Here is a 24,535-nt window from a genome sequence, read left to right as displayed (position 1 = left end):
TCATGACGGCAGCGCGGGGCTGGGCCGCACGCTGATTTCCGAACTCGTGATGGCCTGCATCCCGTTGGCCGTCTGCACCAGCAGCGCACCATCCTCGCCCACGCCGTGGGCGGTGCCGGCCTGCCCGTCGCTCATGGTGACGGCGCGGCCCTGCAGGATGTCGCGCTGCGCAAAGCGCGCCTGCATGGGGGAAAAGCCATAGCCCTCGAACGACTGCAGCATGGCCACCAGGGGCGGCACGATGCGCCGCAGCGCCTCGGGGGCAGTGAGGCCGCGTTCCACCTCCTGCAGGCTGGCCGGGGGCATGCTCATGCCATCGCCGCCCCGCGGCAGCACGTTGATGCCGATGCCCACCACCACGTAGCGGGCCGCGCTGCCCGCCGGCATGGCACTGCTGCCCTGCGCCGCCACAAAGCTGGCCGTTTCGACCAGGATGCCGCCGAGCTTGCGGTCGCCGGTGGTCCACAGGTCGTTGGGCCACTTGAGGCCGACGCGGGGGGGCTGGCCCTCGCCCTCCGGCGGCAGCACCGGCTGCAGGCTCTCGGCCACGCTCACCCCCACGGCCAGCGACAGGCCCGACCAGTCGGCCGGTGCCAGGGGCAGGCCGAGCGACATCATGAGCGAGGCGCCCACATCGCTCTGCCAGACCCGGCCCAGGCGCCCGCGCCCCGCCGTCTGCTGCTCGGCCACGAGCAGGGTGGGGTCGCACAGGCCTGCGCGCGCGCGACGCATGAGTTCGGTGTTGGTGGAGTCGATGCTGGGCAGCACCTCGACGGAAAAGCCCGGCAACTGGGGCACCACGGCTTCCCAGAGGGCTTCGGCAGGCCAGCGGATGGAAAGCGGGGTCATGGCTTTGCGCGCCGCCCGGGCTGGGAGGCCTTGTTGCCCGTGGCATCGTCGCCGCTTTTTTTGTTACTCTTTTTACGCGGGGGCGCTACAGGCTCAGCCGGCATGGGAGGGCGCCAGCCCCGCTTGGGCGCAAGCAGGGTGCCCCGGCAGTTGTCGCTGCCGCACCAGCAGGGATACTCGGCCTTGAGCTTCTTGGTGTAGGGTTCGTCGATGATCAGGCCGTAGTCGTAGTTGAGTTCCTCACCAGCGTGGATGTTGCGCAGGGCGGTGATGAAGATCCGGCCGTCCCGCTCGTCGGCATAGCAGTTGGGGTTGCAGCTGTGGTTGATCCAGCGCGAGGAGTTGCCGCCGAACTTGGCGTCGATCACGCGGTCTTCATCCACATGGAAGTAGAAGGTATGGTTGGGCTGCAGGGGATCGTGGGGGTGCCGATCCTGGGCTTCCTCCCAGCCGATGACCTCGCCCGTGTACTCGACAAGGACTTCGCCCTCTGCAATATCCTGCACGGCAAACACGCCGTTGCCGTGCACGCCCGAGCGCCGCGTCTGGATGCGGCGGCCCGGTGGGTTGGAAGGGGCGGCGGGCAATGCGGTGCGGGGCATGGCAAAAACTCTGTTAACTTGAATATGCACACATGCGCGTGCGCGTGTACGCGTGAGGCAACGAATTGTAGAAGCGACCGGCCGGATGCCGGACAGCCAGACTGGCGAGAAACCAAAAAATGACCAAGACCCTGGTAATTGCAGAAAAACCCTCAGTGGCGCAGGACATCGTGCGCGCACTGACGCCCGTGGCGGGCAAGTTCGAAAAGCACGATGACCACTTCGAGAACGACCGCTATGTAGTCACCAGCGCCGTGGGCCACCTGGTGGAGATCCAGGCACCCGAGGAATTCGACGTGAAACGCGGCAAGTGGAGCTTTGCCCACCTGCCGGTGATCCCCCCGTATTTCGACCTCAAGCCGGTGGACAAGACCAAGACCCGCCTGAACGCGGTGGTCAAGCAGGCCAAGCGCAAGGACGTGACGCAACTCATCAACGCCTGTGACGCGGGTCGCGAGGGGGAGCTGATCTTTCGCCTGATCGAGCAGTACGCCGGCGGCGCCAAGCCCCTGGGCAAGCCGGTCAAGCGGCTGTGGCTGCAGTCCATGACGCCCCAGGCGATCCGCGATGGCTTCGACGCCCTGCGCAGCGAGCAGCAGATGGCGGGCCTGGCGCATGCGGCGCGCAGCCGCAGCGAGGCCGACTGGCTGGTGGGCATCAACGGCACGCGGGCCATGACGGCCTTCAACTCGCGCGATGGCGGCTTCTTCCTGACCACCGTGGGCCGGGTGCAGACGCCCACGCTGTCGCTGGTGGTGGAGCGCGAGGAAAAGATCCGCAAGTTCGTGAGCCGCGACTACTGGGAAATCCATGCCGCCTTCCAGGCCGAGGCCGGCGAGTACCCCGCCAAGTGGTTCGACCCCAAGTGGAAGAAAAACGAGGACGTGGAGATGCGCGCCGACCGCGTCTGGTCGCAGCGCGAAGCCCAGGCCATTGCCGACGCCGTGCGCGGCCAGAAGGCCAGCGTCACCGAGGAGAGCAAGCCCACCACCCAGGCATCGCCCCTGCTGTTCGACCTGACCAGCCTGCAGCGCGAGGCCAACGGCAAATTCGGCTACTCGGCCAAGACCACGCTGGCACTGGCGCAAAGCCTGTACGAACGCCACAAGGCCCTGACCTACCCGCGTACCGACTCGCGCGCGCTGCCCGAGGACTATGTGCCCGTGGCACGCCAGACCTTCGAGATGCTGGCCGACAGCAGCATGCGCCACCTGGCACCGCATGCGCGCACGGCGCTGACCAACAACTACGTGCGCCCTTCCAAGCGCATCTTCGACAACAGCAAGGTGAGCGATCACTTTGCCATCATCCCCACGTTGCAGGCGCCGAGCGGCCTGTCCGAGGCCGAGCAGAAGCTGTACGACCTGGTGGTGCGGCGCTTCATGGCGGTGTTCTTCCCGAGTGCCGAGTACACGGTGACGACCCGCATCAGCACGGCCGTGGGCCACAGCTTCAAGACCGAGGGCAAGGTGCTGGTGCGCCCCGGCTGGCTGGCCATCTACGGCAAGGAAGCCGCCGACGAAGTGGAGGGTGGCAAGGACGGCGACAAGGGCCAGAACCTGGTGCCCGTGAAGCCCGGCGAAACGGTGCAGACCCAGCAGGTGGACCCCAAGGGCCTCAAGACCAAGCCGCCTGCACGTTACTCCGAAGCCACCCTGCTGGGCGCCATGGAGAGCGCCGGCAAGCAGATCGACGACGAGGAACTGCGCGAGGCCATGCAGGAGAAGGGGCTGGGCACGCCAGCCACGCGCGCGGCCATCATCGAAGGCCTGCTGACCGAAAAGTACATGCTGCGCGAAGGCCGCGAGATGATCCCCACGGCCAAGGCCTTCCAGCTCATGACGCTGCTGCGCGGGCTGGAGGTGGAGGAGCTGTGCCGCGCCGACCTGACCGGCGAGTGGGAGTTCAAGCTCTCGCAAATGGAAAAGGGGCAACTGAGCCGCGAGTCCTTCATGGCCGACATCGCCGCCATGACCGAGCGCATGGTCAAGAAGGCCAAGGAGTACGACCGCGACACCATTCCCGGTGACTACGCCACGCTGACCACGCCCTGTCCCAACTGCGGCGGCGTGGTGAAGGAAAACTACCGCCGCTTTGCCTGCGTGGGCAAGCCCGGCACCGAGCCCTGTGGTTTCAGCTTCGGCAAGTCGCCTGCGGGCCGCACCTTCGAGACCGCTGAGGCCGAGGCCCTGCTGCGCGACAAGAAGATCGGGCCGCTGGAAGGATTCCGCTCCAAGGCCGGCTGGCCCTTCACGTCCGAGATCGTCATCAAGTACGACGACGAGGCGCACAACTACAAGCTCGAGTTCGACTTCGGCGACGACAAGAACGCCGAGGAATCGGGCGAGCTGGTGGAGTTTGCCGATGCGTCCCTGGGCCCCTGCCCGATCTGCAGCGCCGGCGTGCACGAGCACGGCGCCAACTACGTGTGCAGCAAGGCCGTACCCACCGCTGCCCAGCCCACGCCGAGCTGCACCTTCAAGAGCGGCAAGATCATCCTGCAGCAGCCCGTGGAGCGAGAGCAGATGCACAAGCTGCTGGAGACCGGCAAGACCGACCTGCTCGACAAGTTCGTCTCGATGCGCACGCGCCGCGCGTTCAAGGCCTTCCTGGCCTGGGACAAGGAGGCCGGAAAGGTGAACTTCGAGTTCGCGCCGAGCAAGTTCCCGCCGCGCAAGCCGGCTGCCGGTGCCTTTGCCGGCAAGACAGCCGCAGCCAAGGCACCGGCCAAGGCGGCGGCCGCGAAGAAGGCGCCCACCAAGAAGGCGGCGGCCACCAAGACCGCCACCGCCAAGGCGCCGCGCAAGGCCGCGGCCGGCGCCGCCCCCAGCGCCGCGCTGGCCGCCGTGATCGGCAGCGAGCCGGTGGCCCGCCCAGAGGCCGTGAAAAAGCTGTGGGAGTACATCAAGGCGAACAACCTGCAGGACCCCAAGGACAAGCGCACCATCGTCGCCGACGACAAGCTGCGGGCGGTGTTCGGCAAGGACAGTGCAGGCATGTTCGAGCTGGCCGGCATTCTGGGCCAGCACCTGGGCTGACGCAGCAGCATGCGCAGCGCCCGCGAACGTACCGCCTGGACCATCGCCGTGGTGCTGCTGGTGGCTGGCGCCGCCGTGGCCTGGTGGAAAGCCGACCAATGGCTGCCCCAGGCCGGGCCGTGGGTCGAAAAGACGTGGGGCAGGCTGATGCGCCCCGGAGAAGACTCCCTGCCGCCGGAGAAGAAGAACGCGCAAGGCGCTGCCGCGGGCGCGCGAGGCGCCGCATCGGCGCCCGCACCCCAGCTACGCAAGTGCGTCCAAGAGGGGCGCACGGTCTACACCGACCAGCCTTGCGCGCCCGGCGGCCAGGAGCACAAGGTGAATGGCGAAGTCACATCCTTCCCACGCTCACCGTGAGGACCGGCCCGTCAGACCACGCGGCGTTCGGTCACCAGAAAGGCCGTGATCTCCGCCAGGAAGGTCCTGGCATGGGCCATGGTGCGCTGGCCCTCAGGTGACGCAAACGCAGCGGTCAGTACCTCTGGACTTTCGAACCACAGCTCCACAATGCCGTCGATGGGCAGATCGCCATAGCCGCAGGGCTGACCCTTCACGCGCTCGCGTTCGGTCACCACGTTCTGGCGGTAGCCATTCACGCCGGGCATGGTGCGCACCAGGTCGGCGTGCACGCGCCATTCGCGCCTGAAATCGTCCTCGGAGATATCGGCGCGGCGGCGCAGGGTGGAGATGCGCTTGAGCAGCCGCGCGCGGGCCGCCGGGTCGGCGAGCAGGGCGATGACCTCGGTCTGCTCGGTGGTCACAATGTGCAGGCCCGAGAGGAAGTGCTGTTCGTCCGCTACCAGCTCGGCGGCCAGGTTGCCTTGCCCGAAGGCAGCCTCTGCGCGCTGCTCCCCGTCGAGCCACAGCTGCGAGAAGCCGTCGAAATCCCACGGACCGCGCGCGTAGTCGATGCCGCGCTGTAGCCGGTCGGTCACCAGGTTTTGCCAGTAGGCCTGCAAGCCGGGGGCGCGCGCCGCCAGTGCGCCGTGGTGGTCACGCCAGTAGGCATCGAAGCGCTCGGTGCTCCAGTCGGGCTGCTTCCTGATCAGGCCCATCCTCACACGGCTCGGGATGTGGTGGCTGCTCATCGTGTCTCCTTGTGGTTGTCACTGGTGAAGGACGTACCGTCCGCCTGATCGGCACGCGCACGCGCCAGGCCCGGAGCCCGCTTGGCCAGCCAGACACCGTGGCGCACGGGCCAGCGCTCGTAGCCTGGGTCGGCCCCCAGGGCGGCTGCGGCGTGGTGGGGCCAGTAGGGGTCGAGCAACGCCTCGCGGCCCAGGGCAATGAGATCGGCCTGGCCGCGGTGGAGGATGTCCTCGGCCTGCGCGGCATCGACGATCATGCCCACGGCCTGGGTCTTGACCTGGGCCTCGGCCCGGATGCGGGCGGAAAACGGCACCTGGAAGCCCAGGCCGCGTGGCACGGGCAGGGCGCGCGTCTCCTCGGTCAGGCCGCCGGAGGAGCAGTCGATCACATCGACGCCGCACTGCGCGAGTTCACGCGCCAGCACGATCGAATCCTCCACGTCCCAGCCGCCCTCGCGGCTGCCGTCCACGACCGAGAGGCGGGCGAACAGCGGCTTGTGGGCAGGCCACACGGCACGCACCCGGCGCGCGATGGTGAGGGCCAGGCGCATGCGCCCCTGCAAACTGCCGCCCCATTCGTCGCCGCGGTGGTTGGAATGGGGCGAGAGAAAGCTGGCCACCAGGTAGCCATGGCCGAAGTGCAGTTCGACCACGTCCATCCCGGCCTGGTCGGCACGCAGCGCAGCATCGGCAAAACGCTGCACGATGTCTTCTATGCCAGCCGCATCGAGCACCATGGGTGCAGACCAGCCGGGCCCGGCAGGCAAGGCGCTCGGGCCCAGGCGCTGCCAGGGCTCCGCATCGGCGGCCATCTGCGCGTCGCCCAGTGCGGCGCCGCCCTCCCACAGCGGCTGGCTCCCGGATTTGCGGCCGGCGTGCGCCAGCTGCACGCCGATGGCACTGCCGTTGGCGTGCACGAAATCCACCACGGGCTTGAGCGCGTCAATGTGGCTGTCTTTCCACAGCCCGAGGTCAGCGGTGCCGATGCGCCCACGCGGGTCCACGGCCGTGCTTTCCGTGAGGATGAGGCCCGCGCCGCCCAGGGCGAACTTGCCCAGGTGCACCAGGTGCCAGGGCGTCGCGTGCCCGCCTTCTGCGGCGTGCTGGCACATGGGCGAGATGACGGTGCGGTTGCGCAGGGTGAGCCCGCGCAGGGCCAGGGGCTGGAACAGCAGGGGCGGTTGTGAATAGGTCATGGTCAGAGAGAAGATTCAGGGCACGGCAGGCGCCACGGCCACGTGCCGGCGCGTGCCCAGCCAGGTACCACCCATCACGGCGGCAAATCCCACGAGATGCCACAGCGTGAGCTGCTCGCCCAGCAGCAGGGCGGCAAAAAGCACGCCGAACACCGGCACCCAGTAGAGGAAGACGGCGGTGCGCGCCACGCCGATGGAGGCGATGGCCTGGTTCCACACCACGTTGCACAGCGCCGTGGCGAAAATGCCCGAGAACAGCACCAGCGCCCATGGCCACCAACCCGGGAACAGCGTGGCCACCGTCACGGCCGATGGCCCCAGCGCCAGGTGCACCACCAGCAATGCGGTGCCGATGCAGTAGGTGAGCCAGCACAGGGTGAGCGGGTGGATCTGGCGCGCGAGGCGCTGCACCATGGCACCGCCGGCGGCGAAGCTCACCACCGAGCAGATGATGAGCAGGTCGCCCACGCCCGCGCTGGACAGCCCCGAGCCCGGGTAGCTGAGCACCACCGCCGCCACGCCGGCAAAGCCCAGCAGCACGCCGCAGCCGCGCTGTAGCGTGAGCGGCTCGCGGAACGCCAGCGCCGCCAGCAGGGCCGATGCCAAGGGACTCAGCGCCATCACCAGCGCCGCATTGGTCGCCGTGGAGCGCTGCAGGCCCTGGGCGAACAGCACCTGGTTGGCGTACACCATGAACACCGCGCACAGCCCCATCGCCGCCCACTGGCGCCCGGTGAAGCGCATGCGCGCGCAGCGCTTGGCCACGACGATGGCGGTGAGCGCGATGCAGGCCACCAGCATGCGCACACAGGCCAGCATGGTCGGCTCGAACCAGGCGGTCAGCCACTTCACGGACGTGAGGTTCAGGCCCCACACAGCCATCGCACCGATCAGGACGGCCTGCACGGCCAGCGTTTGGCGGTCATTCATGTCCAGAGCTCCTGCAAGCGCCAACAGGGCGGCATCACCCGTGCGACCGACGGGCGGGCCATGGATTGCGACCGCACGGTTGCCGCGCGGTCAGGGTGGGGCGCTCAGCCTTCCAGCGACTTCCACATCTGCACGTCGCGCTCCGCCGTCCAGATGCGCGGGTCCGGGTACTGCGTGGCTTCGTCATACGCCCGCGTCACGTCAAACGGCATGCAGTGGTTGAAGATCACCCAGTTGCCGTACTTGGGTTGCAGTTTGGCGAAGGTGGCTTCGTAGACCTTGCGCAGGTCTTCGCCTTGGGCGGCGCTGGCCTTGACGCTCTCGTACAGGTCACTGATGAAGGCGCGCGTGCCGGCCAGGCCGGCCTGCACCTGCTCGGGCGTCTGCAGCGCAGCGCCGCGTCCGGGCACCAGCTTCTCGGGCTTGAGGGCCGCAAGGTTGTCCAGCNNGTCGCCGCTGAACAGGATCTTCTCTGCCGGCAGCCAGGCCACGGTATCGCCCTTGGTGTGGCCCCGGCCCAGCTGCAGGATCTGCACTTCCAGCTTGCCCAGCCACAGCGTCATCTTCTTGTTGAAGGTCATGGTCGGCCAGGTCAGGCCGTCCGGCACGCTTTCCACATTCTGGAACAGGCGCGGGAAGCGGCCGATCTCGCTGTCCTTGTCGAACTGGCCGCGCTCGACGATCAAATCGCGCGTGTCTTCGCTGGAANGGGCTTGTCCGTCACTTCGCGGATGCGGCGGATCACGTCCTGGGCCATGACGGGGGTGGCCTGGGTGTCGATCACCATCACCGCGTCGTCGCCAATGATGATGCCGGTGTTGGGGTCGCCCTCGGCGGTGTAGGCGTAGGCGTGCTCGGACAGCTTGTCGAAGCTGACCTGCTTGACTTCCAGGTCGGCGGCGGAGGCGAAGGTCTTGGTGGTCATGGGGTGGGTCCTTGGTGTTCCAGATGGTGTCAATGCGTGCCCAGGTAGGCGGCCTTGACCTTGGGGTTGTTGAGCAGCTCCACGCCCGAGCCTTCGAGCGTGATGAGGCCGGTTTCGAGCACGTAGGCGCGGTCGGCCACGCCCAGGGCCTGCTTGGCCATCTGCTCGACGAGCAGGATGGTCAGGCCCGCATCGCGCAGCTGGCGGATGGCGTCGAAGATGTCCTTGATGATCAGCGGCGCCAAGCCCAGCGAGGGCTCGTCGAGCAGCAGCAGGCGCGGCCCGCTCATGAGGGCACGGGCAATCGCGAGCATCTGCTGCTCGCCGCCCGACAGCGTGCCGGCCAGCTGGTGCTCGCGTTCCTTCAGGCGCGGAAAGCGCACGAACTCGCGCTGGATCGAGGCCTCCAGCGCCGCAGCGCCCTCGGCCCTGCGCGAGTAGGCGCCCAGCATCAGGTTCTCGCGCACCGTCTGGTCGGCGAACACGCCGCGCCCCTCGGGCGACATGGCCACGCCCAGGCCCACGCGCTGGTGCGCGGGCACCGCTGTGCAGTCCTTGCCGTCCACGAAGATGCGGCCCTCGCCAACGGGCTCCAGGCCGCAGATGCTCTTGAGCAGCGTGCTCTTGCCCGCACCATTGGCGCCGATGATGGTCACCACCTCGCCCTGGCGCACTTCCAGGCTCACGCCCTTGACCGCCTCGATGGCGCCGTAGGACACCTTGACGGATTCGATTTTCAACATGCTGATGCTCTCGGTTCAGGTGGCGGCCACGGCGTCGTCGTCAACGCCCAGGTAGGCGGCGATGACACGCGGGTTGGCCTGCACCTCGGCGGGGTTGCCCTCGGCGATCTTGATGCCGTAGTCGAGCACGATCACGTGGTCCGATATCGACATCACCAGGTCCATGTGGTGCTCTACCATCAGAATGCTCACACCGCACTTGCCGATACGCACCAGCAGCTGGCCCAGCTCGGCCGTCTCCTGAGGGTTCAGGCCGGCGGCGGGCTCGTCGAGCAGCAGCAACTGGGGCTCAGTGGCCAGCGCGCGCGCCAGCTCCACGCGGCGCTGCAGGCCGTAGGGCAGGCTGCCGGCCGGCTGGTGTGCCAGGTGCGACAGCCCGACCAGGTCCAGCAGCTGGATGGCGCGCTCGCGCGTGGCCACCTCCTGGCGGCGCGCCTGGGGCAGCGACAGCAGCGAAGAGAAGAAGCCGTTGCTCATGCGGCTGTGCCGCCCGAGCATCACGTTGTCCAGCACCGACAGGTCGGCGAACAGGCGCAGGTTCTGGAAGGTGCGGCCCATGCCCAGGCAGCAGATGATGTGCACCTGGCGGCCCACGATCTCCTGGCCCAGGAAGCGGATGGAGCCCTGGTCGGGATCGACAACGCCGGTCAGCATGTTGATCATGGTGCTCTTGCCCGCGCCGTTGGGCCCGATCAGCGCATGGATGTGGCCGCGCTGCAGGCGAAACGACACGTCCTGTGCGGGCTTCACCCCGCCGTAGGACTTGCTCACACCCTGCACCACCAGCAGCTCGCCGCTGCCGTCGGGCCCGATGCGCGTGGGCGCGGCACTGCCGCCAGCCGCGAGGCCGGCTTTCTTCGCCTTCTGGAACCACTGGGACACCAGGCCCATGATGCCGCCCGGCATCACGTACAGCGCGAACAGCAGCAGGAAGCCGTAGAGGAAATGCTGGGCCGAGGGCCAGCGTGCCAGCAGCGCATCCACCAGCGTGAGGATCACCGTGCCCACCAGCGGGCCGTACATGGAGCCCGCGCCGCCGAACAGCACCAAGAGCAGTATGAAGATCGACAGGTGGAAGGTGATGAAGTCGGAGTTGATGTACTGGTTCTGCTGCGCCACCAGGGCGCCGGCGATGCCGCAGGTGACGGCCGCGACCACGAAGGCGATCACCTTGGCGCGGTAGACGCGCACGCCGACCGAAGACGAGGCGATCTCGTCCGCCTGCAGCGACAGCAGGGCGCGGCCGAAGCGGCTGCAGATCAGGTTGCGCAGCAGCAGATGGGCCGCGGCGCACAGCACGATGCCGAACCACACCCACTGCACCGAGGTGAAGGGCTGGCCGTTCCAGGTCAGCGGCTTGATGCCGTAGATGCCCTGGGCGCCGCCGAACACATCGGTCCATTCGCCCACGAGCTTTTCCACCACGATGCCGAAGGCCAGCGTGACCATGGCGAGGTAAGGGCCCTTCACGCGCAGCGAGGGCAGCGCGATCAGCACGCCGCATACGCCCGAGATACCGGCGGCCAGCACCAGCGCCAGCCAGGGGCTCATTTCCGTGCGCGTGGTGAGCAGGGCTGCCGCATAGGCACCGGCCGCGAACAGGCCGGCCTGGCCCAGCGACTTCTGGCCGGCGTAGCCCACCAGCACGTTCATGCCAGCGGCGCACAGGTAGTACACGCACATCATGAACACGATGCGCAGGTAGTAGTCGTTGTGGAACAGCGCCGTGGCGCCGATCAGCGCTGCAGCCACCAGGGCCACCGCGACGAAGTGACGGCCCTGCTTCATACCTTCTCCACCATCTTCTTGCCGAACAGGCCCGTGGGACGGAAGGCCAGCACCAGGATCACCAGCGCGAACACCGCCACCTCGCGCCACTGCGCCTGCCAGAGGTTGACCATGGACTCAAACACGCCCAGCACGAAGCCCCCGATCACGCAGCCGCGCGGGTTGCTCAGCCCGCCGATCATGGCGCCCGAGAAGCCCTTGAGCCCCACGGTGAGCCCCATGAACAGCGAGGCCTGGGCAATGGGCGCGAGCAGAAAGCCCGAGAGCCCCGCCAGCGCCGAGCTGACGACGAAGGCACTGATCATCACCGCATTGGTATTGATGCCCATCAGGCTGGCCACGCTGCCATTGGCGGCCACGGCGCGCATGGCCTTGCCGACCATGGTGTGGTTCATCACGCGGTCGAACACCAGCATGATGGCCACGGTCACGCCCAGCGTGAGCAATTCCTGTGGGCGCACGCCCACGCCCAGAAAGCGGATCACCGCATCGCCCACCGGCGCCGGCACCACCACGGGCTTGGGGCCCCAGATGGCCAGGCCGATGCTCTGCAGGATGACGCCAAAGCCCAGCGTGCTCATCACCCAGGCCATGCCGGGCCGCCCGGCAAAGGGCCGCACGCCGATGGCGTACAGCAGCCAGCCCAGCAGACCCATGGCACCCAGGGCCGCCACCAGGGCCAGCAGCTGCGCGCCGGCACCGGGAATGGCGTCGCCGAAGGTGGTGGAACTCACTGGCTTGCCCAGCACCAGGAACAGCGCGCTCATGCCGATGAAGGCACCGGCCGAGACGAACTCGCCGTGCGAGAAGTTCAGGGTCTTGGTGGTCGTGAATGTGATGCTGAACCCCAGCGCCACCAGCGCGTAGGCACCGCCTACCGCCAGCCCGCTGATGATCGCCTGCAAGAGCGCTTCTGTCATGTTCTGTTCCTCGGCCGGGCGCTGCGGACACGGATGCCCGCCACGCCCGGCCGTTGTGGTCGTGCGTCGGTCGAAGGGGTGCTTACTGCTTGAAGTCGGCTGGCGTCAGCGAGCCGATCAGCGCATCGGTGTAGGGCAGCAGCTTGCCGTCCTTCCAGCGGATCCAGACCAGGTCCTTGGCGGTCAGCGCGTCGTGGTTGGTCTTGGTGAAGGGCTTGTCGTAGGCCTTGAGCACGCCCTGCACGGGGGTCTTGAGGTCTTCGAGCGCCAGGCGCACGGCCGAGCCTTCGGTGGTCTTGGCCTGCTTGACGGCCTCGGCGTACAGCAGCACCGAATCGTAGCCATGCAGCGCGAACGAGAACGAGCCGGGCGCCTTGAGCTTGGCACCGATGCGGTCGAACAGCTTTTGCTGCGCGGGGGTGCGCGTCTCGCTCACGGTGCGCATGAACAGCGGCTTTTCGGCCAGGGCCTTGCCGGCCGCGTCGTAGAAGGTGATGTTGTCGGCCGCCCAGGAAGTCAGCGTGAGCGGGAAGTAGTTGATCTTCTCCATGCTGCGCACCAGTTGGGCAATCGGCGTGCCCTGGGCCCAGACGACCACGGTGTCCACGCCTGCGGCCTTCATCTTGCTCAGCTGCGAGGTCATGTCCGTGTCGCCGACGCCGAAACGCTCGGTGGCAGCGGCCTTGATGCCCTGCACCTCGGCGATCTCCTGCATGTCCTTCAAGCCACCCTGGCCGTAGCCGGTGGTCTCGGCCATCAACCCTACCACCTTGGAGGTGGCGGCGTTCTTCTTGACGTAGGCCATGAGGGCAGCGACCTGCTCGCGGTCCACCATGGAGACCCGGAACATGTAGTTGTCGGCGCCGGGGCTCATGGGCTTGGTGATGTCGGTGCCCGAACCCACGTTGCCCAGCACGGGGATCTTCTTCTGGTTGGCGATGTGCTTCCAGGCCATGGCGTTGCCCGAGTTGGTGGGGCCGAACACGGCAACCACCTTCTCGTTGTCGATCAGCTCGCTCATGTTCTGGATGGACTTGGGCGGTGCCGAGACGTCATCGCGCGTGGTGAGCGTGAGCTTGCGCCCCAGCACGCCGCCCGCGGCGTTGATGTCGGCGATGGCCGCTTCCATGCCGATCACGGCGGCCTGGCCGCTCTGGGCCGAGGGCGAGGCGGAAAGGTCGCCGTTGTAGCCGAGCTTGATGTCCTGGGCGGACACGCCGGTCGAGATCGCGGTGACGGCGGCTGCGGCCAGCAGGCCTGCGCAAAGGCGTTTGAGTTGCATGGTGTTGTCTCCTTCTTTATGGTTGAAAGCTGCCTCGCACCCTTTGCCGGGCCGGGCCAGGGGGGAACTCGGTCAGACGGCGAGGAAGCCGCCGTCCACGGGCAGCGTGATGCCCGTGACATAGCGCGACATGTCGGACGCGAGGAAGATCACCGGGCCGACCAGGTCCTCGGTCTCCCCCACGCGGCCCATGGGGATGCGGGTCATGAACGATTCGAGCCGCTCGGGGTTGTCGCGCGTGGCCGCCGTCATGGGCGTGGCGATGACGCCGGGCGCCAGCGCATTCACGCGCACGCCCTTGGGAGCTTGCTCGGCCGCGAGCGACTGCGTGAACATCTTGATCGCCCCCTTGGAGGGCGAGTAGCCCAGGCTGCCGCCCTGGCCGGCATAGGCGGCGATGGAGGCGATGTTGATGATGGAGCCCCGGGTCGACTGGATGGCCGGCAGCCAGGCCAGGCTCACATTGAAGGTGCCGTGCACGTTGACATCGATGGTCTTCTTCCAGTTGGCGGCGGCGCGTTCGCTGCCCGTGCCCTCGCGGATGATGATGCCGGCGTTGTTCACCAGGATGTCGATGGCGCCCACCTCGCTGCCCACTTGCGCGGCCAGCACGTTGCACGCCTCGGGGACGGTCACGTCCAGCGTGTAGGCGAAGGCGTCGCCGCCTTCGGCCTTGACCAGGCGGGCCGTTTCCTGCACGGCTGCCGTGTTCATGTCGGTCACCACCACGCGTGCGCCGGCCTGGGCCAGGCCCAGCGCAATTGCGCGGCCGTTGCCCTGGCCAGCGCCCGTGACCAGCGCCAGCCGGCCGTTCAGCAGGCGCGGGGCCACTGTTTCTGGATACACCATATGTCTGCTCCTTCTTCTCTGGTCTTTTTTGGGGGGCTCAGGCCGTGCGGGCCACGGGCACGGCAGCGCGGTCCTGCTGCGTCACCGATTCGCGCACGGGCACCAGGGCCTGGGCGAGTTCCATCCCGGCCACGTAGCCGAAGGTGAGCGCCGGGCCCAGGGTGATGCCGGCACCGGGGTAGTTGCCGCCCATGATGCTGGCCGCGTCATTGCCCACGGCGTACAGGCCCTTGATCGGCTGGCCTGCGGCGTTGAGCACGCGGGTCCTGTCGTCGGTCTGCAGGCCGGCAAAGGTGCCGATGTCGCCGATCACGAGCCTGATCGCGTAGTACGGACCGTTCTCCAGCGGCGCCAGGCAAGGGTTGGGGGTGACCAGCGCATCGCCCTGGTAGCGGTTGTAGGCCTTGCTTCCCTTGCCGAACGCCGGGTCTTCGCCACGGCGCGCGGTGTCGTTGAATGCACTGACCGTGGCCTCCAGCACCGACGGCTCCACGCCGATGCGTGCTGCCAGCTCGGCCACGGTGTTGCCACTTTGCAGGTAGCCGCTGCGCAGGTGGCGCCCGATGGGCAGCGGCGCGGGGGCTACGCAGCCCAGGCCGTAGGCACGCAGCGCCTTGTGGTCGCACAGCAACCAGGCGGAGACTTCCTTCTCGCCCCGGCACGCGGCGACCATGGCCTGCACGAAGTCGTGGTACGAATTGCCCTCGTTGGCAAAGCGCACGCCCTTGGGCGTCACGGCGATCACGCCGGGCTTGGCGCGGTCGATGAAGTGCGGCATCACCCCCTTGCTGCCGTCTGAGCGCGTGGTGACCGATGCGGGCACCCAGGCCGCCGCATGGGGAATGGTGCCGTCCACATGGCCGCCCACGGCCTCGGCGAGCTTGAGGCCGTCGCCGGTGTTGGATGCGGGCGAAGGCGAGTAGTGCTCCTTGCCGGTGGGCGCGTGGGGAAACAGCTGCTTGCGCCGCTCCACGTCGTGCGGGAACCCGCCGCAAGCCAGCACCACGCCGCGCGTGGCGGTCACCTTCACGGTCTTGCCTTCGTGCTGCACCAGCGCGCCGCTGACGCCGTCGTATTCCACCACCAGTTTCGTGACCGGGGAGGACAGCCACACGGGGATGTCCAGGTCCATCGCGGCCTTGGCCAGGCGGCCGGCCAGAGCGTTGCCGTTGGTCAGCGTCATGCCGCGGCCGTTGCCGATGACGTCCATGGCGTGCTTGCTCAGGCGCCGCGTCACGTAGGCGAACGAGGTGGGCGACTTGAAAGCCCGCATGAAGTGCTTGATCTCGGGGCCCGAGCCCAACATCATGCCGAACACCGTGAGCTCAGGCAGGGGTGGCGCCAGGTGCTTGATGCGCGGGCCGAGTTCGCGGCCATCGAAGGGGCGCGTGACCATCGATCGCCCGCCAGGCTGGCCGCCCGTGGCCTCGGCGTGGTAGTCGGGGAACACGGCGGGCATGTCGAACTGCACGCAGGTGTTCTGGGTGAAGAAGTCGATGGCCTTGGGGCCGTATTCCAGGAAGGCGTCGACACGCGCGGCGTCAAAGTGCGTCGTCGCCTCGTGCTGCAGGTAGGCGCGGGCAGCACCGTCCGGTTCCTGGATGCCCTGCTCCCTGGCCAGGCGCGTGCCCGGGATCCACAGCCAGCCGCCCGAGCGCGCGGTGGTGCCGCCGAAGCGCGCTTCCTTTTCCACCACCAGCACCTTCAGGCCCTGCGATGCCGCCGTGATGGCCGTCGCCATGCCCGAGGCGCCCGTGCCCACCACCAATACATCCACCGAGATGCTGTCCTGCGTCATGCCTTGTCTCCAACGTTCGAAGTGTTTCGGCGGATTCTAACGAGCATATGACTATTGTCAATTGATCCGTTAATATCAAACAATGCGATTCAGTCGAATGAATCTGCCTATATCATGGAAAACCCTTATGGATACACTGGCCACCCCCCGTCTGGAACTCCCCATCATGGAAAAAAGTCGCCGTGGCATCCAATCGATAGAGATCGGGAGTGCCCTGCTGTTGCAACTCGCCCTGCATGTGCGCCCGCTGGCGCTCAAGGACCTGGCCAAGGCCAGCGGCATGACCGCGGGCAAGGCGCACCCGTACATGGTGAGTTTTCTGAAGGTGGGCTTCGTCACCCAGACCGAGGCCGGGCACTACGAGCTGGGCCCGCTGGCCCTGCAGCTGGGCCTGACGCGGCTGCAACGCATGGACCCGGTCAAGGAGGCCTCGCAGCTCATCGAGGCGCTGGCCAATGACTCGGGCCAGAGCATTGCCGTGGCCGTTTGGGGCAACCTGGGCCCGACCATCGTGCGGCTCGAGGAACCCATCGAGCCTCTGCACGTGAACCTGCGCACGGGCACCGTGATGTCGCTGACCAATACGGCCACGGGCCGGCTGTTCGCGGCCTACATGCCGCCCAAGGTGGTGGAGCGCATCCTGAACGATGAACTGCAGCGCCTGGGCACGCGCAAGGACGCCAAGGGCGAACCCGCCCACGCGGAACTCGACGCCGCCCTGGCCGAGACGCGCAAGCACGGCCTGTCGCGCTCGCTGGGGCAGCCGATTCCCGGCATCGACGCCCTGTGCGCGCCGGTGTTCGACTCGGCAGGCCACCTGGTGCTGGGCATCCTGGCCATGGGCCCATCGGCCAGCTTCGACAGCAGCTGGGATGGCTCGGTGGCCACGCCGCTGCGCCAGTGCGCGCTTCAGGTCTCGCAGCGCATCGGGCGCACCGCGCCGCCAGCACCGGGCTGATTCGCGACAGGCACAGGCCCCGCGGGGCCTGTGCACAGCGTGGGTCAGAATAGCCGCTCCTCCAGACCGGCCCCTTCCATGCACCTTTCCTCGCTCCGCCGCTTCGGAGTCTGCGCCGCGTACGCATTGCTGTCCTGCGCCGCTGGCGCCAAACCCTCGCCCCAGGAGTACCCGCGCCTGTCCGAGAACCTCGCGGCCTCACCGAGCCTGGAAGCCCGCAAGGTACTGCATGGCGAGGTGGAAGGCCTGTTCGCGCTGCCGCGCACGCAGCAACTGGTCGCGGTGGCCGGCGGCTACCTGTGGAAGTTCAATGCGCAAGGGGAGCTGCAGGACACGCTGCGCGTGCCCAGCGGGATCCACACCTCCGGCATCGTTTTCACACCCCACTACTACAGCGACTGGGTGTACAGCGGCGACCGGCGGCGCAAACCGTATGCCCCCACCGTGGAGGGCAACCGCCTCTCGCAGGCCGAGCTGTTCGCCGAACTCGACCGCGCCGAGCACGTGGAGTTCGGCCGCAACGACACCAGTGCCTGGGCCTACCTGCTGTCGGGCGGCAAGGCGTGGATCCTGGACATCACGCGCCAGCGCGACAAGGTGGACACCTATTGCCGCCAGCGCACCCATTCGGCCGAGAAGCTGGGCTGGGACGCCACCTGCCTTGGCGGCTACCACCCTGCCCGCAAGGGCTGGACGGAGATCGAACCCGAGGACTTCGACAACGCCGGGCAAGGCATATCGCGCGTGAAGGTGGTGGACTTCGACCGCCGCCGCCTGCACCTGGAAGAGGGCCTGAGCGGGCAGTTGCTCGGAGCCACCGTGGGCGTGGCCCTCAAGGCCCTGGGCGTGCCTGGCAACCTGCCCAGCCGCTACTGGTTCGGCGATGCCCATACCCAGCTGCGCGTGGGCAGGGAGGTGCTCAAGTTCAAGGCCTTCATCCCGAAGGAGGATGGGCAGTTCCGCTTTCCCAACATGGCTTGGTGGGATCCATCGCCCGTGTTGCCGGGCGCAAACCCCTGGTTCACCGTGCACCCGCGCAGCTACCTGCACCACCCCGGCGAAGAGGCGCTGCTGCGGCACTACGAGAAGGATATCGGCCTGTATGTCGTGCGCCCGCGCGGGTCGGTGCCAGGCCAGGCCACGGGCCGAGAGCCCGGCGCGTGGCGCCCGGTGTTCACCGGGCCATCGACCCACTCGTACGCCGTGAGCGCCAATGTGGAGTTTGCTGCCGCGCGGCCCGGCGAAGCGGCCGCCCCGGCCGCGCACACCTGGCTGCGCAGCCCCGACGAGCGCAAGCGCCACGCTGGGATGGGGCCGCAGATCCCCGTGCAGGCGCTGTGGCCCGTCCTGCAGACCGTGCCTTCGGCACTGACGCTGCATTGGCGCACGTCCTCCGAGGAGGAAGACACGCAACTGCGCATCGAGCTGCCTGCCAGCGAAACCCGCGCGGCCTTCGAGCGGCTGCAGGGCGGCAAGGGCCCGCTGGAGCTGGTGGTGCAGGTGCCCGACCTGGAAGGCCCCACGCTGGGGATGTCGGTGCTGCTGCGCAGCGGCAGCCTGCAGCAGGCGCTGCCTGGCGCCCGCATGGCCTACGTGGACAATACGGCACGGCCCGCATCCGCGCGCAAGGCATCGGTGCAGGCGCTCAGGGATGCGAACGCCGCCGCCCAGCGCTCGCCCGGCGCACTGCCCGCGTTCCTGCAGATCGCGCAGGACCTGGCGCAGGACCTGCAGCGAGTGCAGGGCGATGCCTCGGACATCACCCATGCGTATGCGCAGCTGATCAATCACTTCAATGGCCGGGAGGATTTCGCCGCGTCCTCGCGGCTGGTGCGCCACTACCTGGCCCAGGTCTACCCGTCCATGGGCAAGTACCAGCGCGACGACAAGCAGGTCTACAACGTCGGTGTGATAGCCAGCCAGACCCTGGCCTTCGCCATGCGCACCAACGAACGCGACCTGGCCGAAGCCGTGATGGCGACCCTGATAGGCCCAGGCTTCGACCCGGCGGTGCAAACCAACGGCACGCTGATGTACAACCTGTCGTGCTACTACGCACTCACCGGCGACAAGGCGCGCATGCTGGAGGCCATCGCCAACGCCCGCCGCCTGGGCAAGCAGCCCGCGCAGTTCCTGCGGGACACGGATTTCGACCGCTACCGGCAGGACGCGGAGTTCCTGCAGGCCGTCAACGCGCCGACCTGAGAATCTGTTCTATCGCATCTCATACGGATTTGCATTCGATCGTAAAACTAGGCGGGAGCCGCAANCAGTGCTGTAGCACGGCAAGGCGAACCAACGACGTTATACGGTTGAAGGCAAATCCGTATCAGTGGGCCGGCGCGAGGTGCAGCCGCGCCGCATCCACCTGCGCGTTCACGCGTTCGGCCAAGGCCATGTCGCCCGGGGTCTCGGGCGAGAATTTGTCCACGGCACGGGGGGCGCTGTCTTCATCCAGCGCAGCATAGACGGCCACGCAATGCGTGACCTGTCGCAGCTCCTTTTCCTGGATGCCGCCGCTGCGCACCTCGATCAGCATGTTCATGCTGGTTTCACCCGTGTGGGCCAAGCTGGCCTGCACCTCCACCAGATCGCCCGGGTGGATGGGCCGGTCGAAGCTGGCACTGCCCATGAATGCCGTCACGCAAGTCCCACCGGCCCAGGAACAGGCGCAGGCGAAGCCGGCCTCGTCCATCCAGCGCAGTACGGTACCGCCGTGGATGCGGCCGGACGCCGACGGGGCGGTGTGCGACGCCAGAAAACGCAGGGTGATGGAATGCATGCAGTGGTCTCCTCGGAAGGTCTACCGGTATATCCCATTTGCTCTCAAGCGCCCTGTAGGAGCGCACCGCCACCCACCAAACGGCCGCTTTGGGGCGACCTGCGGTGCAGCGCGGCGCATCTGGCATGTCGCTTGCTGAAAGGCAGGGGTTCCTCCCCTGTTCCCTGACCCGGCCCCGCGCCGGGCCCGCAACCTCGCGCATGCACCGGCTGCCGCTTTCGCCATGACCTCCCTGAACCGTCTGAACTTGCTCCAGAAGTTTCTGATCCTCGGGCTGATCGCGCTGGCGATGACGGCCCTGCCCACCTTCATGTACATGCGCGATGCGCTGCAGGACATGGCCACGGCGCGCCAGGAGGCGCGGGGTGCGCCGCCCTTGCTGGCGCTCAACAAGGTGGTGCAGGGCATGCAGGTGCACCGGGGTCTTTCGGCCAGCATGCTCGGCGGCAACGAGGCCCTGGCGGCGCGCCGGCCTGCAGCGCGCGAGGCGGTGGAGAAAGCCCTGGCCGACGTGGCCACCCGCTTCGCAGAAGCGGGCGTGCCCACAGCCGAGGAAGCCACCTGGAAGCAATTGCGCCAGACCTGGCAGACCCTGGAGCAGGCAGTCGCCGCGCGCGGCCTGCAGCCGGCCCAGAGCACGGCACAACACACCCAGCTCATCGCCGGGGTGATGCGGCTGAACGAGACCTTGCTGCACCACTACGGCTTGGCGCTCGACCCCGGGCAGGACACAAGCGCCCTCGTACGGGCCTCGCTGGTGCACGTGCCCATGCTCGGCGAAAAGCTCGGCGTGATGCGCGCCCAGGGTTCTGCCGCGCTGAGCGGCAAGGCCCTGGCGCCCGAAGGCAAGGGCGGCCTCATGGCACTGCAGCAGCGCGTGGTGGAACTGCAGGGCGACACGCTGCGCAGCCTGGAGCGCGCCATGGTGCACAACCCGGTCTTCCGCCAGGCGCTGGGCGGCCCGGCACAGGCGGTGAACACCCAGGTTCAGCAGGCACTGCAGCGCGCCGACAGGGAGGTCATCGGCGCAGCCGAGCTCTCTGCGCCGGCCTCGGACTACTTCGACGAATTCACCCGTACCATAGACGCGCTGTATGCCCTTAATGCCCAGGCCATGGACCTGCTCAACGGCGCGCTGCAGGAGCGGGTCTCGGGCCTGCAGCGCCAGTTGCTGTGGCAGCTCGGCCTGCTGGCCGTGGCCCTGGCGGTGGCGGTGGCACTGGGGCGCACCTTCGTGCGCTCGATCACCGTGCCGCTGGCGCAGGCGGTACAGCTGTCCAATGCAGTGGCCCAGGGCGACTTGCGCGGCACGGCCACGGCCCACGGCACGGACGAGGTCGGCCAGCTCATGGCGGCCCTGGTGCAGATGCGCCGCCAGTTGACCGACGTGGTGAGCCAGGTGCGCGGCGGATCCGAAGGCGTGGCCACGGCCAGTGCCCAGATTGCGCAGGGCAACAACGACCTCTCGGCGCGCACCGAGAGCCAGGCCAGCGCGCTCGAAGAAACCGCAGCCTCGATGGAAGAGCTGAGCTCGACGGTGCGCCAGAATGCGGACAGCGCACGCCAGGCCAGTGCACTGGCCGGCAATGCGCGCACCATTGCAGTGCAAAGCGGCGATGTGGTCACCCAGGTGGTGCAGACCATGCAGGACATCAGCGCCTCGTCGAAGAAGATCGCCGACATCATCGGCGTGATCGATGGCATTGCCTTCCAGACCAACATCCTGGCGCTCAATGCTGCAGTGGAAGCAGCACGCGCGGGTGAGCAGGGCCGGGGCTTTGCGGTGGTGGCCAGCGAGGTGCGCAGCCTGGCCGGGCGCAGCGCCGAGGCGGCGCGCGAGATCCGCACGCTGATCCACGCCAGCGTCGAGCGTGTGGAGCAGGGCAACCTGCTGGTGGAGCGCGCCGGCGGCACCATGCACGAGGTGGTGGCCGCCATCGGCCGGGTGAACGACATCATGGGCGAGATCAGCGCCGCCAGCTACGAACAGTCGCTGGGCGTGGCCCAGGTGGGCGAGGCCGTGACGCAGATGGACCAGGCCACGCAGCAGAACGCGGCCCTGGTCGAGGAGATGGCAGCGGCGGCAAGCAGCCTGCAAGGCCAGGCCGAAGAGCTGGTGCAGGTGGTGTCGGTGTTCCGCGTCGGGGAGACAGCCCCGGCGTCCGCACCGCGGCTGCGCTGATTCCCCAATCTACGTCGGGCGCGCCAGCACCAGCCGCGCGCGCAGGCCGGCGCCCGGAGCGCTGTGCAGCTCCAGCGCGCCACCATGCGCGCGTGCCACGCGCTCGGCAATGGCCAGGCCCAGCCCGGCCCCCGGAATGCCTGCACGTGCGCCGCCACCGCCGCGCACGAAAGGCTGGCGCATGCGCTCCAGCTCGGCGGGAGGGATGCCGGGGCCATGGTCCGCCACCTCGATCCACACGCCAGCCGCACCGGCGCCCGTTCTCAGCACCACGGGCGCAGCGCCATGGCGCCAGGCGTTCTCGACCAGGTTGTCCACGGCACGCCGCAGCGCTTGTATATGCACGGGCACCGCTGGCGTTGATCCCGGCTCCAGCCGCACCGCGCGGCCATGGTCGGCCTGCGCCTCGGCCACGGCCCGGGCCAGTTCATCGAGCGAGGCGGCTACGGGGGCCTCGCCGTCGCCCAGGCGCGCGAAGTCGAGGAACTGGCCGACGATGGCATCCATCTCTTCGATGCTGCGCGCCATGCTGGCGGCCAGCGGCGCGTCCACATGCGCCTGGGCGATCTCCACCCCCAGGCGCAGTTTGGTCAAAGGGGTGCGCAGATCGTGCGACACGCCGGCCAACATCAGCGCGCGCTCGCGATCGGCGTCGGCCAGGCTGCGCGCCATCTGGTTGAAGCTGCGCGCCACGGTGGCGATCTCCTGGGGCCCATCTTCCGGCAGAGCGGCGGGCGCCTGGCCCTGTGCCAGGTGCTGCGCCGCAGTGACCACCCGGGCCAGCGGCCGATTCAGATGGCGCTGCAGCCACCAGGCCCCGAGCAGGGCGAGCAGCACGCCGGCAACCGTGGCCAGGAGCCAGGCACCGGTGAACTCGCGCGTGGGGAACACGCTGGGCAGACTGAGCCAGTAGTCGGTGCCGCCATGCGCCACGCGCAGCGCCAGCGTGCCCGCACCATCGCGGCGCCAGCGCGGCCCACCGGCCACGCTGGCCTCGGCCAGGTCCAAGCGCCGCGCCACCGCCTGCACGAAGCGCTGCTCCAGCGGCGACAGCAGGGCGCGCCGGCGCGGGGACGGCGGCTCGTCGGATTCCAGAGCAGCCTGGGCCGCCTGGCGGTTGAAGGCCTCGACAAAGGCGGCGCGCTGTGCGGGCGGCAGCACGTCCAGCCCGGCGCGCAGAGCGGCCACATTGCGCGCCACTCCGTCGGCCACCTGGGCCACGCGCGGCTGCAAAATCATCTGGCGCACCAGCACCACAGCGCACAGCTGGCTAGCCACCACCAGCGCCGTGATGAGCAGCAGGTTGCGCCCCAGCAGGCTGCGCGGCCACCAGCCCTGCGCAGGCGCCGTGGCGGTCATGCATTGCCCCTGGTCGGCGCCGCACCGTCCGGCATGAAGACATAGCCCACGCCCCAGACGGTGCGGATGTGGCGCGGCTGCGCCGGATCGGTCTCGATGAGCTTGCGCAGGCGCATCACCTGCACGTCGATGCTGCGGTCGGTGGCCTCGTGGTCGGGCCCGTAGGCCAGGGCCATCAGCCGGTCGCGCCCGAGCGGGCGGCGCGGCTGCTGGGCCAGGGTCTGCAGCAGGGCGAACTCACCGCTGGTCAGGGGCACGTCCTGGCCGTCGCGGGTCAACCGGCGCTCATCCACCCACAGCGTGAAATCGCCAAACCGGATGCTGCCGCCAGCCTGCAGCGGGCCGGTGTGCGCGCCCAGCATGCGCTGGCGGCGCACCATGGCCTGCACGCGGGCCAGCAACTCGCGCGGGTTGAAGGGCTTGGGCAGGTAGTCGTCGGCACCCATCTCCAGGCCGATGATGCGGTCCACCGGGTCGCCGCGCGCCGTGAGCATGAGGATGGGAATGGTCTCGCCCTGCGCGCGCAGGCGCCGGCAGATGGACAGGCCGTCCTCGCCCGGCATCATCACATCGAGCACCAGCACGTCGAAACGCTCGCGCGCCAGCAGCGCGTCGAGCGGGCCGGCGCCATCGACCGTGCGCACGGCATAGCCCTGGTCGCTGAGATAGCGCTGCAGCAGGGCGCGCAGGTCGGGCTCGTCATCGGCCACCAGGATACGGGCCAGGGCTTCGGTCATAGGGGAGGGCGTGCAACTCAGGATGGGGCAATGGTAGGGCGCAAGGCCCTGCCGCAGGCCACTTCGTCATGCTTTGTCATACATCGGCCCATCCACGCCACAAATGGCTCACACCTGGGCGCCACAGTCGGGGCATCCACAACCCATCGCCCCAGGAGCCGACCCATGACCTCTTCCTCCACCTGCACGATGGCCGTGGCCTGCCTGCTCGCCGCGGGCCTGGTGGCTGGTGCCAGCGCCCAGGCCGCGCCGCCCGGCCAACGCACCCAGCAGATGCGAGAGGCGCGCGAACAATTGCACCAGCGCTTCGTGGCCGCCGACAAGGACGGCAACGGCCAGCTCACCCGTGCCGAGGCCCAGGCCGGCATGCCGCGCGTCTACAGCGCGTTCGACCAGATCGACACCCAGCGCAAGGGCTTCGTGACCGAGGCCGAAATCACCGCCGCCATCGCCGCGCGCCTGGCCAGCCGCAAGGGCACGCCGCAGTAGCCCCAGCCACGCCCCCTCGT

The 24,535-nt window shown here is 68.4% G+C and carries 20 protein-coding genes and 3 pseudogenes; 6 read left to right on the top strand and 17 right to left on the bottom strand.

Going from position 1 to position 24,535, the window contains the following annotated elements:
• Both ASE28_RS13830 and ASE28_RS13825 read right to left on the bottom strand, forming a co-directional pair.
• The gene (locus ASE28_RS13830; RefSeq protein ID WP_057267003.1) at positions 1-849 is read right to left on the bottom strand and encodes a biotin--[acetyl-CoA-carboxylase] ligase; all 849 of its coding nucleotides are present in this window, start codon (positions 847-849) and stop codon (positions 1-3) included.
• Positions 846-1,451 carry an SET domain-containing protein gene (locus tag ASE28_RS13825; RefSeq protein ID WP_057267002.1) on the bottom strand — a complete coding sequence of 202 codons (606 nt, stop codon included), beginning with the start codon at positions 1,449-1,451 and terminating at the stop codon, positions 846-848. The genes ASE28_RS13830 and ASE28_RS13825 overlap by 4 nt, the downstream gene beginning before the upstream one ends.
• A 119-nt stretch (positions 1,452-1,570) precedes the next feature.
• Here ASE28_RS13825 and ASE28_RS13820 point away from each other — a divergent pair, with 119 nt between their 5' ends.
• On the top strand, positions 1,571-4,489 hold the full coding sequence (locus tag ASE28_RS13820; RefSeq protein ID WP_057267001.1) for a DNA topoisomerase III: 2,919 nt from the start codon (positions 1,571-1,573) through the stop codon (positions 4,487-4,489).
• Positions 4,490-4,498: 9 nt separating this feature from the next.
• On the top strand, positions 4,499-4,846 hold the full coding sequence (locus ASE28_RS13815; RefSeq protein WP_057267000.1) for a hypothetical protein: 348 nt from the start codon (positions 4,499-4,501) through the stop codon (positions 4,844-4,846).
• Positions 4,847-4,857: 11 nt separating this feature from the next.
• Here the strand turns inward: ASE28_RS13815 and ASE28_RS13810 are convergent, their stop codons facing one another.
• The 12 genes and pseudogenes from ASE28_RS13810 to ASE28_RS13765 form a co-directional block, all read right to left on the bottom strand.
• Positions 4,858-5,577, bottom strand: a complete 720-nt coding sequence (locus tag ASE28_RS13810; RefSeq protein WP_057266999.1) for an EthD family reductase — start codon at positions 5,575-5,577, stop codon at positions 4,858-4,860.
• Positions 5,574-6,773 carry an NADH:flavin oxidoreductase/NADH oxidase gene (locus ASE28_RS13805; RefSeq protein ID WP_057266998.1) on the bottom strand — a complete coding sequence of 400 codons (1,200 nt, stop codon included), beginning with the start codon at positions 6,771-6,773 and terminating at the stop codon, positions 5,574-5,576. Before ASE28_RS13805 ends, ASE28_RS13810 begins: the two co-directional genes overlap by 4 nt.
• A 15-nt stretch (positions 6,774-6,788) precedes the next feature.
• Entirely contained in the window at positions 6,789-7,703 is a 915-nt protein-coding gene (locus tag ASE28_RS13800) for a DMT family transporter (RefSeq protein ID WP_235514279.1), read from the bottom strand.
• A gap of 104 nt (positions 7,704-7,807) precedes the next feature.
• Positions 7,808-8,150, bottom strand: a pseudogene (locus tag ASE28_RS33055) (MBL fold metallo-hydrolase); the annotation flags it as partial.
• 2 nt (positions 8,151-8,152) lie between these two features.
• A pseudogene (locus ASE28_RS33050) lies at positions 8,153-8,411 on the bottom strand (MBL fold metallo-hydrolase); the annotation flags it as partial.
• A 1-nt stretch (position 8,412) separates the two neighbouring features.
• A pseudogene (locus ASE28_RS33045) lies at positions 8,413-8,628 on the bottom strand (MBL fold metallo-hydrolase); the annotation flags it as partial.
• Positions 8,629-8,657: 29 nt separating this feature from the next.
• On the bottom strand, positions 8,658-9,371 hold the full coding sequence (locus tag ASE28_RS13790; RefSeq protein WP_057266997.1) for an ABC transporter ATP-binding protein: 714 nt from the start codon (positions 9,369-9,371) through the stop codon (positions 8,658-8,660).
• A gap of 15 nt (positions 9,372-9,386) precedes the next feature.
• Positions 9,387-11,159, bottom strand: coding sequence for an ATP-binding cassette domain-containing protein (locus ASE28_RS13785; protein ID WP_057266996.1), 1,773 nt, complete (start codon positions 11,157-11,159; stop codon positions 9,387-9,389).
• Positions 11,156-12,079, bottom strand: coding sequence for a branched-chain amino acid ABC transporter permease (locus tag ASE28_RS13780; RefSeq protein ID WP_057266995.1), 924 nt, complete (start codon positions 12,077-12,079; stop codon positions 11,156-11,158). Before ASE28_RS13780 ends, ASE28_RS13785 begins: the two co-directional genes overlap by 4 nt.
• Positions 12,080-12,161: 82 nt before the next feature.
• Positions 12,162-13,361: an ABC transporter substrate-binding protein gene (locus tag ASE28_RS13775; RefSeq protein WP_057200585.1), complete on the bottom strand. Its 1,200-nt coding sequence runs from the start codon at positions 13,359-13,361 to the stop codon at positions 12,162-12,164.
• Between the two features lie 72 nt (positions 13,362-13,433).
• Positions 13,434-14,210: an SDR family NAD(P)-dependent oxidoreductase gene (locus tag ASE28_RS13770; protein WP_057266994.1), complete on the bottom strand. Its 777-nt coding sequence runs from the start codon at positions 14,208-14,210 to the stop codon at positions 13,434-13,436.
• Between the two features lie 37 nt (positions 14,211-14,247).
• Positions 14,248-16,008 (bottom strand): FAD-dependent oxidoreductase, encoded by a 1,761-nt coding sequence (locus tag ASE28_RS13765; protein WP_057266993.1) that lies wholly within the window; start codon positions 16,006-16,008, stop codon positions 14,248-14,250.
• Between the two features lie 166 nt (positions 16,009-16,174).
• On the opposite strand from ASE28_RS13765, the gene ASE28_RS13760 reads away from it, so the two are divergent.
• Together ASE28_RS13760 and ASE28_RS13755 are read left to right on the top strand one after the other, a co-directional pair.
• On the top strand, positions 16,175-16,966 hold the full coding sequence (locus tag ASE28_RS13760; protein WP_057200823.1) for an IclR family transcriptional regulator: 792 nt from the start codon (positions 16,175-16,177) through the stop codon (positions 16,964-16,966).
• Positions 16,967-17,044: 78 nt separating this feature from the next.
• Entirely contained in the window at positions 17,045-19,171 is a 2,127-nt protein-coding gene (locus tag ASE28_RS13755; RefSeq protein WP_157421965.1) for a hypothetical protein, read from the top strand.
• Between the two features lie 124 nt (positions 19,172-19,295).
• Here the strand turns inward: ASE28_RS13755 and ASE28_RS13750 are convergent, their stop codons facing one another.
• A complete protein-coding gene (locus tag ASE28_RS13750) occupies positions 19,296-19,748 on the bottom strand; it encodes an acyl-CoA thioesterase (RefSeq protein WP_057266991.1) in 453 nt (150 codons plus the stop codon).
• 223 nt (positions 19,749-19,971) lie between these two features.
• Here ASE28_RS13750 and ASE28_RS13745 point away from each other — a divergent pair, with 223 nt between their 5' ends.
• Positions 19,972-21,930 carry a methyl-accepting chemotaxis protein gene (locus tag ASE28_RS13745; RefSeq protein WP_057266990.1) on the top strand — a complete coding sequence of 653 codons (1,959 nt, stop codon included), beginning with the start codon at positions 19,972-19,974 and terminating at the stop codon, positions 21,928-21,930.
• Between the two features lie 9 nt (positions 21,931-21,939).
• On the opposite strand, the gene ASE28_RS13740 is transcribed toward ASE28_RS13745, so the two are convergent.
• Both ASE28_RS13740 and ompR read right to left on the bottom strand, forming a co-directional pair.
• Positions 21,940-23,289: an ATP-binding protein gene (locus ASE28_RS13740; RefSeq protein WP_057266989.1), complete on the bottom strand. Its 1,350-nt coding sequence runs from the start codon at positions 23,287-23,289 to the stop codon at positions 21,940-21,942.
• Positions 23,286-24,026, bottom strand: a complete 741-nt coding sequence (gene ompR / locus ASE28_RS13735) for a two-component system response regulator OmpR (protein ID WP_057266988.1) — start codon at positions 24,024-24,026, stop codon at positions 23,286-23,288. Before ompR ends, ASE28_RS13740 begins: the two co-directional genes overlap by 4 nt.
• A 165-nt stretch (positions 24,027-24,191) precedes the next feature.
• On the opposite strand from ompR, the gene ASE28_RS13730 reads away from it, so the two are divergent.
• Complete coding sequence (locus ASE28_RS13730) at positions 24,192-24,515, top strand: hypothetical protein (protein ID WP_057266987.1); 324 nt, start codon at positions 24,192-24,194, stop codon at positions 24,513-24,515.
• Positions 24,516-24,535 lie beyond the last annotated feature (20 nt).

It is taken from the genome of Acidovorax sp. Root219, from assembly GCF_001428665.1.
Taxonomy (GTDB): domain Bacteria; phylum Pseudomonadota; class Gammaproteobacteria; order Burkholderiales; family Burkholderiaceae_C; genus Acidovorax.
Note: the sequence above shows the minus strand (reverse complement) of the source record. Positions and strands in the feature narration are given on the sequence as shown.